At 34.5% G+C, this 13,851-nt stretch carries 15 protein-coding genes and 1 tRNA gene; 7 read left to right on the top strand and 9 right to left on the bottom strand.

From position 1 onward, the window contains the following. Positions 1 to 55: 55 nt before the first annotated feature. Entirely contained in the window at positions 56 to 1,063 is a 1,008-nt protein-coding gene (locus tag CDH50_RS01370; RefSeq protein ID WP_232731934.1) for a glycoside hydrolase family 113, read from the top strand. A gap of 86 nt (positions 1,064 to 1,149) precedes the next feature. After that, positions 1,150 to 1,881 (top strand): metallophosphoesterase family protein, encoded by a 732-nt coding sequence (locus CDH50_RS01365; RefSeq protein ID WP_198513415.1) that lies wholly within the window; start codon positions 1,150 to 1,152, stop codon positions 1,879 to 1,881. On the opposite strand, the gene CDH50_RS01360 is transcribed toward CDH50_RS01365, so the two are convergent. The 8 genes from CDH50_RS01360 to CDH50_RS01325 form a co-directional block, all read right to left on the bottom strand. Then, positions 1,878 to 2,666, bottom strand: coding sequence for a TIGR04283 family arsenosugar biosynthesis glycosyltransferase (locus CDH50_RS01360; protein WP_100610091.1), 789 nt, complete (start codon positions 2,664 to 2,666; stop codon positions 1,878 to 1,880). The two genes, CDH50_RS01365 and CDH50_RS01360, sit on opposite strands and share 4 nt — an antisense overlap. An 85-nt stretch (positions 2,667 to 2,751) precedes the next feature. Continuing rightward, entirely contained in the window at positions 2,752 to 3,453 is a 702-nt protein-coding gene (locus tag CDH50_RS01355; RefSeq protein ID WP_100610090.1) for a DUF547 domain-containing protein, read from the bottom strand. Further along, on the bottom strand, positions 3,453 to 4,337 hold the full coding sequence (locus CDH50_RS01350; protein WP_100610089.1) for a sterol desaturase family protein: 885 nt from the start codon (positions 4,335 to 4,337) through the stop codon (positions 3,453 to 3,455). The genes CDH50_RS01355 and CDH50_RS01350 overlap by 1 nt, the downstream gene beginning before the upstream one ends. A 25-nt stretch (positions 4,338 to 4,362) precedes the next feature. Next, positions 4,363 to 5,331: an arsenosugar biosynthesis arsenite methyltransferase ArsM gene (gene arsM / locus CDH50_RS01345; RefSeq protein WP_100610088.1), complete on the bottom strand. Its 969-nt coding sequence runs from the start codon at positions 5,329 to 5,331 to the stop codon at positions 4,363 to 4,365. A 37-nt stretch (positions 5,332 to 5,368) separates the two neighbouring features. Continuing rightward, complete coding sequence (locus CDH50_RS01340; RefSeq protein ID WP_100610087.1) at positions 5,369 to 6,181, bottom strand: purine-nucleoside phosphorylase; 813 nt, start codon at positions 6,179 to 6,181, stop codon at positions 5,369 to 5,371. Continuing rightward, positions 6,181 to 6,855 (bottom strand): TIGR04282 family arsenosugar biosynthesis glycosyltransferase, encoded by a 675-nt coding sequence (locus CDH50_RS01335; protein WP_100610086.1) that lies wholly within the window; start codon positions 6,853 to 6,855, stop codon positions 6,181 to 6,183. The genes CDH50_RS01340 and CDH50_RS01335 overlap by 1 nt, the downstream gene beginning before the upstream one ends. Before the next feature lie 23 nt (positions 6,856 to 6,878). Then, positions 6,879 to 7,931, bottom strand: coding sequence for an arsenosugar biosynthesis radical SAM (seleno)protein ArsS (gene arsS / locus CDH50_RS01330; protein WP_100610085.1), 1,053 nt, complete (start codon positions 7,929 to 7,931; stop codon positions 6,879 to 6,881). Positions 7,932 to 8,021: 90 nt separating this feature from the next. Beyond that, positions 8,022 to 8,357: an arsenosugar biosynthesis-associated peroxidase-like protein gene (locus CDH50_RS01325; RefSeq protein WP_100610084.1), complete on the bottom strand. Its 336-nt coding sequence runs from the start codon at positions 8,355 to 8,357 to the stop codon at positions 8,022 to 8,024. A 162-nt stretch (positions 8,358 to 8,519) separates the two neighbouring features. On the opposite strand from CDH50_RS01325, the gene CDH50_RS01320 reads away from it, so the two are divergent. Further along, positions 8,520 to 9,509 (top strand): type I phosphomannose isomerase catalytic subunit, encoded by a 990-nt coding sequence (locus tag CDH50_RS01320; protein WP_100610083.1) that lies wholly within the window; start codon positions 8,520 to 8,522, stop codon positions 9,507 to 9,509. Between the two features lie 41 nt (positions 9,510 to 9,550). Here CDH50_RS01320 and CDH50_RS01315 read toward each other — a convergent pair. Continuing rightward, positions 9,551 to 9,623 (bottom strand) — tRNA-Phe (locus CDH50_RS01315). 188 nt (positions 9,624 to 9,811) lie between these two features. Here CDH50_RS01315 and CDH50_RS01310 point away from each other — a divergent pair. From CDH50_RS01310 to lptC, 4 genes are read left to right on the top strand one after another with little or no spacing between them, the layout of a single operon-like run. Continuing rightward, positions 9,812 to 10,540 (top strand): type III pantothenate kinase, encoded by a 729-nt coding sequence (locus tag CDH50_RS01310; protein WP_100610566.1) that lies wholly within the window; start codon positions 9,812 to 9,814, stop codon positions 10,538 to 10,540. Further along, on the top strand, positions 10,540 to 11,868 hold the full coding sequence (locus CDH50_RS01305; protein ID WP_100610082.1) for a hypothetical protein: 1,329 nt from the start codon (positions 10,540 to 10,542) through the stop codon (positions 11,866 to 11,868). Before CDH50_RS01310 ends, CDH50_RS01305 begins: the two co-directional genes overlap by 1 nt. Before the next feature lie 28 nt (positions 11,869 to 11,896). Further along, on the top strand, positions 11,897 to 13,258 hold the full coding sequence (locus CDH50_RS01300) for a hypothetical protein (RefSeq protein ID WP_100610081.1): 1,362 nt from the start codon (positions 11,897 to 11,899) through the stop codon (positions 13,256 to 13,258). Next, positions 13,259 to 13,813, top strand: a complete 555-nt coding sequence (gene lptC, locus CDH50_RS01295) for an LPS export ABC transporter periplasmic protein LptC (RefSeq protein WP_100610080.1) — start codon at positions 13,259 to 13,261, stop codon at positions 13,811 to 13,813. The last annotated feature ends 38 nt before the right edge of the window (positions 13,814 to 13,851 follow it).

The following is a 13,851-nucleotide window of genomic DNA, read 5'->3' as shown; positions in this document are numbered from 1 at the left end:
TAAAAACTTATGTTATAAATTCATTTTGTTTAAATTTAAACATTAAATTTTAGGTATGAGAAAATTTTTTGGGCTGTTTGCCATTTTTTTATTGAGTGCTTGCGCGATGGCTCCCGCCAAGCCAGAAAAAATCAATGGAGTTAGTTTTGTGTCTTCCAGAGATACTATCAACGCCACGCATATAGACCCCGTGGTGAATATTCATGCTAATTATGCCTCCATCATGCCTTTTGCTTTTATTAGAAATATTGATAACCCAGAGATTCATTACAACAGAAATAATCAATGGTTTGGAGAATCTAAAAGAGGTGTCAAGCAATACATTGAAAGCTTGAAAGCACGTGGTATAAAAATTATGCTGAAACCTCAAATTTGGGTGGCTAGAGGTACATTTACAGGCTTGATTAAAATGGAAAAAGAAGAAGATTGGTTACTATTGGAACAATCATATGCCGACTATATTTTAGATTTTGCCTCGGTAGCCGAAGAAGTTCATGCCGATATTTTTTGTATTGGCACCGAATTGGAGGGTTTTATTGATCACCGTCCAGAGTATTGGAAACAGTTGATAACTGAGATTAAAAAAATATACAAAGGAAAATTAACGTATGCCGCCAATTGGAATGAATATGATAGAACGCCTTTTTGGGACCAATTGGATTATATTGGCATTGATGCTTATTTTCCAGTGAGCGATTTAAAAACACCAACCGTTGAAGCTTGCAAATTAGGCTGGGTGCAACATAAAGACACCATTCACGCATTTTCTAAAAAATACAACAAGCCTATTTTATTCACCGAATATGGTTATAGAAGTGTCGATTTTTCTGGAAAACAGCCATGGCGAAGCGATAGGGATATGACCGTTGTAAATTTTGAAGCTCAAAAGAATGCCACGCAAGCACTTTTGGAAACTTTCTGGAATGAAGACTGGTTTGCTGGTGGCTTTGTCTGGAAATGGTTTCATGATGCTGAACGTACTGGAGGCGAAGATGCTTCTCAATTTTCACCGCAAAACAAACCAGCTCAAGCTATTTTAAGGGATTGGTATTCCAAATATTGAGTTTATAACATTTCCTTTTTAATATAAACTTAATCTCTGTATTTATCATTTTGGGCAATATCTCTTAGTTTTGTAAAAAAGAGATTATGCGAACATTTGTTATTGGAGATATTCATGGCGGATTTAAAGCTTTGATTCAGGTATTGAATATGCTGGAAATACAAGATGAAGACACACTTATTTTTTTAGGAGATTATGTAGATGGTTGGAGCGAATCGGCTCAAGTCATTCAATTTTTAATAGAACTTTCAGAAAAAATAAATTGCATTTTTATTAAAGGAAACCATGATGTTTGGTGCGAGGAATGGTTGAAATCAGATTACGTTAACCCCACTTGGTATATTCACGGCGGCAAAGAAACTATGGAAAGTTACACGGGTTTTTCTAAAGAAGACAAAGAGCAGCATTTTCAATTTTTTCAAAACATGCCACTTTATTATATAGATGATAAAAACAGGCTATTCATTCATGCTGGTTTTACATCCATGCATGGTGTAGAAAAAGAAGTTTTTAGAGAGACGTTTTATTTTGACCGGACACTTTGGGAAATGGCTTTGGCATTGGATAAAAATATAGAAGTCCATTCCGAATTATACCCCAACCGATTGAAACATTACAGCGAAATTTTCATAGGTCATACCCCAACCATCAATTTTAATTCTTACGAACCCATGCATGCTGCCAATGTTTGGAATGTAGATACAGGTGCTACATTTTACGGAAAACTTACGGGAATGAATATCGATACCAAAGCATTTTTTCAGAGTGATGTAGTAAAGACGTTATACCCAAACGAAATGGGTAGAAATAAAAGTTAGCAAATATGTTTTTTATAATATTTGTAAAGTGTTTCAGCATTTGCACCAAACCATTTTTTCACATGAATGACCCAAAAGTGATATTGTAGTTTAAAAACGCCATGTTTTTCATATAATCTTGCTGAGGTTTTCAGTTTCTTATTGATAACCGTAAACGGGGTTCTCTCATATAATTTGTTTATCAGGATATAATCTTCACAGATAATATAAGTTTCATTGTAACCGCCCAAATCATTGAAAAGTTCTTTAGTAATAAACAGGCTTTGGTCGCCACCACGGCATATTTTCCAATTGAATTGCGTAAACCAACCAGCCAGTTTTAACCACCAATGATTGCTATCAAATTGCATTCTAAAACAACCAGCTTGATGTCCTTTTTCTATTTTTTCAATAATGAATTGGTCGAAATCTTTAGGTGGAAATGAATCGGCATGCAAAAAATAAAGGATGTTTCCTGAGGCATTTTTTGCACCCAAATTCATTTGTTTGGCACGACCTTTTTCGGAATTTAAAAGGAAAATGTCAGGTCGAGTGTTTTTGTTTTTCAAAAAAGTATCGAGACCTTTTTTAGTGGCTTCTCGATACAATTCTTCACTACGTTCAGAATCACTCGAAGTGACAAAATTATTGACTATATGTTGGGAACCATCCGTACTTCCGCCATCCACTACAATGATTTCCGATATGTTTTCTTCTGTTGAATTGACAGAAAGAAAATTTATCAGATTTCCTATAGTTTCTGCTTCGTTTAGGATGGGGATAATGATTGATATTTTATAGTTCATCAGCTGTCATTGCTGCGAAAGCAGGAATCTTTTAAATCTAACTAACACCAAGTGGATTCCTGCCTACGCAGGAATGACAATTGATTTAATCATTTAATGCCCAATTATAATCTTTATAATTTACTTTGGCGGTTTTTGAAATGTTAATATCTGAATATTGATTTATAAAATCAATCACAGTGCCATTTTGTTTAAAATCTTTAGAAAACCAATCAAATATTTTTGAAATTTTTAAACTGTTTTCAGAGAGTTCGTTTCTATTTTTGTCAGCTAAAAATGTTTTGGTAGCTGTTGTTAATTGAATGTCCAATTTTGAAGCAACAAAGGCTTCGTTTTGTAATTTCGGACAAGAATAAGAGGCGCAAACTATGGCGAAATGAATTCTAGGTTCGTTCATTTTTCTTAAAATGTCATGTTCAATCTCATCTAGATTATACCATGTGTTTCCTAATTTCCATAAGCGTTGCTCCCAAGGATTTTTAATGTCTTTGATGCTTTTTATTGGGTAGTTTTGAAGAATTAAATCTACTGTCAAGGCATTATAAGCATTGATCCAATAGGCTAATTTATCTTCTTTTTCCCAATTATCTTTTGGTGTATTTTTATCTAAGTGTGATATATAGTCCGTTAGAAGCTTTCTATCTTTTTTAAGATTTTTATAATCGACTTGGCCATTTTCAGACACGTATTTTTTTAAAATGGAAGTCCATTCAGAATGGTCCACATTTTGAGCTTGAAGCGAAAAACCTAAAGTGATAAAAATGAGTATGGCAACTGTTTTTTGCATTACTTTTTGTTTAGTGGATAGAGTTCCTGATTCATAAAATCTTTTGGAAAATCCTCATCACCATTAAAACCTAGTTCAATGTCACGACCATCATAAGGCACATGGCTGGTTTTAAAAAGGTAATCCCAAATACTTAAGGTGAGTCCGTAATTAACACCATATTTAGCATGTTTTGGAAGTTCTTTAGCATGGTGCCAAATATGCATTTTTGGATTGTTGAAAATGTATTTAAAAATACCGTAATTCCAACCCAAATTAGCGTGATTTAAATGTCCGATGGCGATATTAAAAAAATGGACAATGGCCACATCTTGCGCGTTGAATCCGCCAATAATAGCAAGGGGAATATAACGCAACGAATTGTAAACTACCGGTTCCATCCAATGGTAACGTAAGTGGGCAGCAAATCCCATTTCTTTAACGCTGTGATGCACTTTGTGAAAATTCCATAAAAAAGGCACACGGTGCAGTAGACGATGGGTGTTCCATTGTACAAAATCGTTCACCACAAAAAAAATAAACAAACCTAGCCATGTTGGTAAGTTGTTGGAATCAACTAATTGAAAACTTGAAAGTGATAACCCGACGGTTTTTAGAACATCGTTAAAAATAGCTTCAGCCGTATTTGAAAGCGCAATAAGGACGATAAGGTTAAGTAAAAAGAAATTGAAGAACATGTAAAAGGTGTCTAACCAAAAATCTTTCCTGAAAACAGCTTGGTCTTTACGCCAAGGAAAGAAAATTTCAAGGAGCCAAACCACTAGCGAAATAACAATTAACCCATAAAAATAATTATCCCAATGGTTAATGGAAATCAACTCATGTTTGAGATAATTCCAGTAACCAGAATAGGCATTTTTTATGATGTCGATGTATTTTTCCATTGAATAAATTAATAGCGATTATCGTCTAACAACACCCGCCACCATCATAATGATAGGTAGATTCACTTATAAAAATATCGTCTCTATTTAAATCTTTAAGGGCTTGAGCCGTTTTGTCGCAAATAGCCAGCGGTTGATTTTTTAATAATATATGTCCTTTTTTATCATCCAAAAACGGATTATCTCCATAATAAATGGCAGCTTTGCCAGTAAAAACACAAGGGCCATCAGCAGGCATGGGGTCTTTTATGGCGGCTACTTCAATGGATTCTATGTAAATCAGTTCGTCTGTTGCATAATGTTTGGGGTCTAAAATTCGATATGGTTTTCTGGCCCTGATTTCAATGGTGCCAAAACCAGCGTCGGTCAGCATTTTTATATAGTCAACTATTGGTAAACTACCACTTAAGCATAAAGCACGAAGTCTGTCGTCATTTCTTAGTTCATTATTCATGGGTTGTTCACAAGTTGGGTCGCTCATAACGAGTTTGCCATGCGGTTTTAAAACACGATACATTTCGGCAATGGCTTGTTTTAAATCCTCAGCTTTAAAAATATTGAACAAACAATTTTGTGCAGCGACATCAATGCTATTATCTTCCACAGGAAGATTCATGGCATCGCCTTTTTTAAGTGTCACGAATTCACTTTTAAACCATGGATTTACAGTTTCTGCTTCCAAAAAATTTTTACGGGAAGCCTCGAGCATTTCATCAACCACATCTATACCAACAACGCCTCCTTTTTGTCGATTGAAGTAAGCGAATTGTAATAATTCCATACCACCGCCAACACCTACGTAGAGCATTTTTGGGTTGTTGGTTAAATCGCGAGCATGCACGGTGCTACCACAACCATAATTCATCTCTTGCATGATTTTCGGAATTTTTAATCCCGGTAATTCCCAGATGGGGTTTGTGGTACAGCAAAGGCCAACATCTGGTTTTAAGGCTGCTTCTTTATATAGATTATGGGTTGTTTCTAGATAGCTCATTTTATGTTATTGTGTCATTGCGAGGAATAAAATGACGTTATAATATTTTAATCAATTCCTTAAAAAGTGTAATCATATCTGGCTCTGCTTTTTCTGCCATGGCAATGATTTCTGAAATATTCACTGGTTTTAGATTATTGGGGTCACATTCATCCGTTAAAACAGAAACGGCAGCGACTCTTAATTTTAAATGGTTGGCGACAATAATTTCTGGAACGGTACTCATGCCAACGGCATCAGCGCCTAAAATTTTTAACATGCGGTATTCGGCGCGGGTTTCCAATTGGGGCCCAACCACACTGGCATAAACACCTTCGTGCAATCTGATATTATGTGCTTTGGCAATGTTTTTGAATTTCGAATTGATGTCGGCATCATACGGCGCGCTCATATCAGCAAAACGTTCGCCTAAATGTTCAACACCTTTAAAAGCCAAAGGGGAGTTTCCTTGAAGATTGATGTGGTCTTCAATGAGCATGAGTTCGCCTTTTTTAAAATTAAGATTGATGGCACCAGCCGCATTGGAAACCAATAAGGTTTTTATGCCCAATTTTTCCATGATACGTACAGGATACGTCACATCTTGTAACGAATAGCCTTCGTAAAAATGAAAACGCCCTTGCATGACAATCACTTTTTTACCTTCCAATATGCCATAAATGAGTTTCCCTTTATGAAATTCAACAGTAGCGGTCGGAAAGTTTGGAATGTGATTATAACTGGCTTCTTTTAATATGTCTAATTCATTGACCAATTGCCCCAGACCAGTACCGAGAATGATACCAATTTCTGGATTTTCAAAACCTTTGCCGTGTAAATAATCTACGGTTTCTTGAATGTCTTTAATCATTAATTATGGTGCTTTTTGTTATGATTTGAAGTAATCAAATCGTCATAAGTATCAATGTCGTTTAAGGTTTCTAAAGTAGTGAATTTGATGTTGTTTTCTCTTAATTCACTTAAAGTTTCTTCCAATAAATTGGAAGTGCTCCATGATTTGTTTCTAAAAAGAGCGGCATTCATTTTAGATAATCCCAATAAATAATAGCCGCCATCTTTTGCGGGGCCTATAACAACTTCATTGCTGTTTAAATTTTGGTACGCTGAATTGATATGAAGTGGTTTCAAATCGAATAAATCGCTGCCAATAATGACTACTTTTTCAAAACCCATTTGAAATAAATCTAAAAAAGCATGTTCCATTTTTTCGCCTAAATCACCTTCAATTTGTAATTTTTTTCTAAAAATGTCCTCATCCCAAATATCATTTTTTTGAATGGCCTCCGAATAAAAAACAAATCTATCTGTCGTGATGCTTTTGGCAACATCGGATGTATGTATTAGTAACTGTTTGTATATTTCTAATGCGGCTTCATCGCCAATGGTTTCGGCAAGCCTTGTTTTGCATTTACCAAGTTCTGGATTTCTGGTAAAGATTATTAACGCGTTTTTAGACGTTGGGAAATGAGCATTGGAAACCATGTCTTGATTGTCACTAGTATCGCTATTGCTTAAGATACCCATGTTGTTTCTTTTGAAATTATTAACTAGGCTACGCTACCTTGGCAACTGCTTCCAGCACCAGCGGTACATCCATAACAATGTTGGGAAATGACAATGTCTCGTCCTTCCAACAATGCTTCATTATATTCTGAAATATGTTTTGCTTTACTATTTACAGGCAAATTCAGCATTTGGTTAAAGTCGCAATCGTATAAATAGCCGTCCCAACTTACAGACAGGGTGTTGGTGCACATGACGTTAGCAACAGCTATAGGATTATAAGCTTCTACCAAGGCATACATATAATCCTCGTAATTATCGGAAGCAATCAAATAATCTAAAAAGCGACTGATTGGTAAATTGGTAAGGGCAAACAACTTATGAAATTGGATATTAAAATCTTCTTTCAAAGCCTTTTTAAAATCTTTTTCTAGTGACGATTGATTTCCAGGCAAAAATGCCCCAGAAGGATTGTAAACTAAATCCAATTTTAAATGATTGTTTGGCATGCCGTAGCCAATAGCGTTTAACATTTTTAAAGCTTCTATAGATTTATTGAAGACACCATCGCCACGCTGTTTATCTGTTTTTCCTTTGGTCCAATGTGGCATGGAACTTACCACATGTATGTTGTGTTTTTTAAAAAATTCAGGTAAATTACAATACTTTTTATTGGCTGTAATGATGGTAAGATTGGAACGGACAATAAAATCCTTGACGCCAACTTTACTAGCCTCTTCCACAAACCATCTGAAATCAGGATTCATTTCTGGAGCACCACCAGTTAAATCTAGAGTATGAGCGCCAGTTTGTTTTATAACTTCCAAAATTTGCTGCATGGTTTCACGAGTCATGATTTCCTTACGGTCTGGCCCTGCATCAACATGACAATGCGAACAGGTTTGGTTGCACATATAACCAACATTTATTTGAAGGATTTCTAGTTTTTTGGCTTTTAACGGAAACTGATTTGTTTCTGAAATTTTACTTTTAAAAGTTGGTAAGTCACCACTTTTAAAAATACCATTAGATAATATTTCTAACTGTCTTTTTGAATTAGCAAGTTCGCTGTGGCGTTTATGTAACGATTTTAACATGAAATGGGTTTTGGTAACAGGTATTGGGCCTTAGGTCTAGGGTGTTGGGGTCATCGGTCATAGGTCTTCCGTCTTCTGTCTCACTTCAACTCAAACGTCCAATTTATTCACCTTATTCATCATTTGCACACCATGCACCAACGATGCACCACCTCTTATGGCAGCTGCGACGTGCAAGGCTTCCATCATTTCTTCCTTGGTAATGCCACGTTGTAATCCATCACCTGTATAAGCATCAATACAATAAGGGCATTGAATGGTATGTGAAACCGCCAAGGCAATCAACGATTTTTCACGTTCGGTAAGTGCGCCTTCTTCAAATACCTTTCCATAGTAATCAAAAAATTTTGCGCCTAATTCTTCATTCCATTCAGAAATTTTACCAAATTTTTTTAAATCAGCTGGGTCGTAATAGGTTTTTTGCATGATGTGTTTTTTTTGTTCTAAAGATAAACATCTAAATGCTTAGGTCGAAAAAAACAAAACGACTTAACATAAAGGAATGTTATTATTTTTAATCTAATTAGGATTACACCGATGGCTATGGTATTTTTGTGCCTTTAAATAGATGAATTAAATGTTTCCATTATGGTATTAGATGCTTCACAGTTATATCCTTTAAAATTTCAACCCATTTACACCTATCGTATTTGGGGAGGAGATAAGTTGAAAACCGTGCTTAATAAAGAGTATGATGAAGATTTTATTGGAGAGTCTTGGGAAATCTCGGATGTTGAAGATAATGAAACAAAAGTTTCTGGTGGGGTTTTAGAAGGTAAAACCTTAAGGGATTTAATAAAAGCTTATAAAGAAGCATTTGTTGGCGGCAAAGTTTATGAGGCGTTTGGTGATGAGTTTCCGTTACTGATTAAATTTTTAGATGCTAAAACACCTTTATCCATTCAAGTACATCCAAGTAACGAACTGGCTAAGGAGCGCCATAATTCTTTTGGTAAAAATGAAATGTGGTACATTATGCAAGCTGATGAAGCTGCTGAAATAATTGTAGGTTTTAATAAAGATGTTACTAAAGAAGATTATGTGGCACATGTGGACAATTCGACGGTAACCGATATTTTGAATATTGAAAAAGTAGCTAAGGGCGATGCTTTTTACATACCAACAGGGCGTGTTCATGCTATTGGTGCAGGTGTGTTGTTGGCTGAAATACAGCAAACTTCCAACATCACTTATAGAATTTACGACTACAATAGAGTGGATGCTAAAACAGGTGAAACAAGAGAATTGCATACCGCTTTAGCCGTAGATGCCATTGATTATAATTTTCACAATACTTATAAAACCAACTATAAGGCTGAATTGAATAAGTCTTGCAAATTGGTGCATTCCCCTTATTTTAAAACCAATATTATTGAAATAGAGGGCGAGATGAAAATGGATTATTCACACTTAGATTCTTTTATTATATATATGTGTGTGGAAGGCGATGCGGTTTTAGAATATGCAAATGTGACTTTCAGTTTAAATAAAGGAGAAACCATTTTGTTGCCAGCAGCAATTGATTACGTGAAACTTAGAGCCGAAAAGAAATCTCGGATATTAGAAGTGTCGTTATAAAACAAAAAATCCCGAAACAATGAAGTTTCGGGATTTTTTTGTGGTACCTCCAGGAATCGAACCAGGGACACAAGGATTTTCAGTCCTTTGCTCTACCAACTGAGCTAAGGTACCTCGCCAAAGCGGATGCAAATATATATGCATTTTTATTATTCCCAAAGGAAAATTTATAAAAAATGGTTTCGGTTGTTATTATCTGTTGTTAATTGTTTGACTGCCACCATTTGCTATTTGAATAATATTTTGATTAACGATAAATTATTGTTTGATGGTTTTGTATTTTTATGGCTTTATTTTTAAAGATGAATTTAATAATTGATATTGGTAATTCTTTTGTAAAACTGGCTGTATTTCAAGGTAGTGAGTTGGTGGTTAAAAAGAATATTAAACTAGATGTTATTGTAAAACATATAGATATTTTAAGGAAAGAATACAATCCTATTGAGAAAGCTATCATAGCATCCGTTGGAAAATTAAAAGAAAAAGATCTGGAGTATATTAGAAAAAACTTTGATTTGTTGGAGTTAAATTATAAAACGGCAGTACCTTTTATTAATCTTTACGATACTCCAAACACCTTGGGTCTAGATAGAATAGCATTGGTTTCTGCTGCAATTATGCATTTTCCAAGTAACAATGTGCTTATTATTGATGCAGGGACCTGTATAACCTATGATTTTGTAACTGCTAAAAACGCCTATTTAGGCGGTGCTATTTCTCCAGGAATTTCAATGCGTTATAAATCGTTGAATAATTTTACAGCTAATTTACCTTTGTTAGAAAAAGAAATGCCCAAAAATATCATTGGAAGCTCTACAAATAATTCAATACATTCAGGGGTTATCAATGGTGTTTTAAAAGAAATTGATGGAAATATTGAAGCATACCAAGAAAAATATTCAGATTTAACAGTTATTTTAACAGGTGGTGATGCTAATTTCTTGTCTAAACAATTAAAAAGTAGCATATTTGCCAACTCCAATTTTCTTTTGGAGGGACTGAACTATATTTTACAATTTAATTCAAACTAATGATTAAAAAACTGGTATTAGTTTTTATTGCGGTTTCAACATTTCAATCTTATGCGCAACAGCGCGGTACAGCATCACCTTATTCATTTTATGGAATTGGTAGTTTAAAGTTTAAGGGCACAGTAGAAGAACGAAGCATGGGAGGTTTAAGTATTTATACAGACAGTATTCATGTAAACTTAAGAAACCCGGCATCTTATGCGACGGATAATGTAAGTTTATATCCTTTTGATGGTGAAAGTAGACCAGTTAAATTCACTGTTGGAGGAAGCTATTCTAGTATTGGGTTAAAGAGCGATAGCGGTAGCGACAATTCGGCAACAACATCATTTGATTATTTAGCAATGTCCCTACCTATTGGGAGATTTGGTTTAGGCTTAGGGCTTTTGCCTTATACGTCTGTAGGTTACAGATTGGAATCTTTAAATGGTAACGGTGATATTTCAAACAGATTTAGTGGGCAAGGCGGTTTAAATAAAGTTTACTTTGGTTTAGGATATTTAATAAAAAAGGGATTCAGTATAGGTATTGATGCCCATTATAATTTTGGGAGTATTCAAAATAACAATATTGAATTTCTTTACGATAGCGAAGGAATTCCTGTGTTAAATCAATCTAGGGAAAATAATAGATCCGATTTAAGTGGGCTAAATATTAATTTAGGTTTGTCGTATAAAACTATGTTAAATAATAAATTAGAGTTGGTTAGCGGAATAACATATACACCACAAAGTAGTTTAACATCAAGCAACGAACGGTCTTTCTCAACCATTACAATATCATCCTCTACAGGGCAAGAATTTGTAAATAATACCATAGATGTTGATTTAAACCAGTTGGGACTTCAGGAAACAGATTTAGTGCTGCCATCTAAGTTTTCATTTGGTTTTGGTATTGGGGAAGTTAGAAAATGGTTTGTGGGAGCAGAATTTGCTTCTCAAAATACTAGTAATTTTTACAATGCGTTATATAGTAATAACGGTACAACTTACGAAGATAGCTACTCTTATTCTTTGGGAGGGTTTTATATACCAGATTACACTTCTTACGAGACTTCCATGTCAAGTTATTTTAAACGATTGGTTTATAGGGGTGGTTTGCATTATGAAAAAACAGGTTTAAATATAAATAACGAATCAATTAATGAGTTTGGCATATCTTTTGGAGTAGGCATACCAGTAGGTAGTATGTTCTCTAATGCAAACTTAGGTTTTGAAATTGGTAAACGTGGTACAACTAATAGTAATTTAATACAAGAGAATTTTATAAACTTTCAAATAAGTTTATCTTTGAACGATAGATGGTTTAGAAGAAGTAAATATGACTAACAAACAATTATAGTATAAATTTAATATCATGAAACAGAACATTACATTATTATTCGCATTACTCTTTTTAGGGTTTAATATAGGTTTCTCTCAGCAGAATGAAGAAGATATGGTTACTTTATCTTTGATGGCCGACTATACCAAAACAAAGAATTTTGAAGCAGCATACAAACCATTTATGGAGTTAAGGCAACGAAACCCTAAATTTCACAGAGGAATTTATGTTTATGGAGAAAGTATTCTTCAAGATAAAATTGAAAAATCTTCAGGAGCTGAAAAAGTAGCTTTTATAAATGATCTTGTAAAGCTTTGGGAAGAAAGAGGAGAACATTTTCCTAACGATACACCAAAAGGCCAGTATGCAGCAAAAGGATGCCAATTAATGTATGAATATAAAGATGCATTAGGTAAGACAAATGCTGAGTTATATGATTGTTTTGATGCGGCTTATAAAGCAGATAAAGCAACATTTACTCATCCACAAAGCTTATACACTTACTTTTCGTTAATGGTAGATTTATATGATGCGGGTACAAAACCAGCTGAGGATTTATTTAATAAATATGATGATATTGTAGAGAAAATTGAAGAAGAGGTTAAGAATTTTTCTGAAAAGCTAAATGAACTTATTAATAAGCAAGAGGCAGGCACAGCATTAACAGGTAGGGAAGAGCAATACAAAGCCTCGTATGAGAGCAATTTAGCTAACTACGATTTGATTTCTGCAGGTATTGATCAAAAATTAGGTGAGAGAGCTAATTGTGAAAACTTAGTTCCTTTATATGAAAAAGGGTTTGAGCAAAATAAAACAAATGCCCTTTGGTTACAAAGAGCTGCTGGTAAAATGTCTGAGAAAGAATGTACAGATAGTCCTTTATACTTTGCAATTGTTAATGCATACCATGAGTTGAGCCCATCGGCTAACTCTGCATATTTCTTGGGCATATTAAAAGATAAAGAGAATAAATCTAATGAAGCTATTGAATTTTATGAGCAAGCGATAAGCCTAGAAACAGATAACTTTAAAAAGGCCAAATTATATAGCTTAATTGGTTCTAAACTTAAAGCCAAAGGTAGGTATGCACAGGCAAGAGGTTATTATAGAAATGCTTTAAAATTTAACCCTTCAAACTTGAACCCTCATTTATTGATTGCTGCTATGTATGCGGCTAGTGCTAATGATTGTGGCGACACACAATTTAATAAAAGAGCCGTATATTGGTTAGCAGCAGAGGAGGCTAGAAAAGCAGGCGGTGCAGGCGCAAAATATGTAGAAGGTTATATAGGTAGAGCGCCTTCTAAATCTGATATATTCACTGCAGGAAATGAGGGTCAGACTATTAATATTGGATGTTGGATTGGAGCTTCAGTTACCGTTCCAAAACTATAAATGCAATTTTTACAAAAACATACTATTTTAAGCATAGTCACAGTATTTACTGTGACTATGTTTTTTTCATGCAAGGACAACTTTAAGGAAGTCCAAAAAATTGGGATTTCAGAAAATGAACCCATTGGAATTGCAGATACATTTAATTTAAAATATACCGATTCCGGCAGGGTGAAAGCCATTCTAATTAGCTCTAAAATGTTAGATTATTCCAATAGGGATTTTCCCTTTACTGAGTTTCCAGAAGGTATTTATTTAGAGGTTTTTGATGAAGAAAACAATAAAACCGTTGTGGTGGCTGATTATGCCATTTCATATTCATATACAGACCTTTTAGACTTGCAAGGGAACGTAAAGTTGTCAACCTATAAAAATGACACCTTATTTGCTGAGCAATTATATTACGACCAAGATAAAGAATGGTTGTTTACCAACAAACCTGCAATTTTTAAAATGGGATTTGATAAAATAAATAGTGCTGGGTTTGATTCGGATTCTAAATTTACAAATGTAGAGATTATAGAAGCAGATGGACTTATTACTGTTGATGAATAAGTCTTAAATAAAATGACTTCATTTAAGGAAAGTCATTT

It is taken from the genome of Confluentibacter lentus (genome assembly GCF_002806995.1).
Taxonomy (GTDB): Bacteria; Bacteroidota; Bacteroidia; order Flavobacteriales; family Flavobacteriaceae; genus Confluentibacter; species Confluentibacter lentus.
This window is presented reverse-complemented; position numbering and strand designations above follow the sequence as displayed.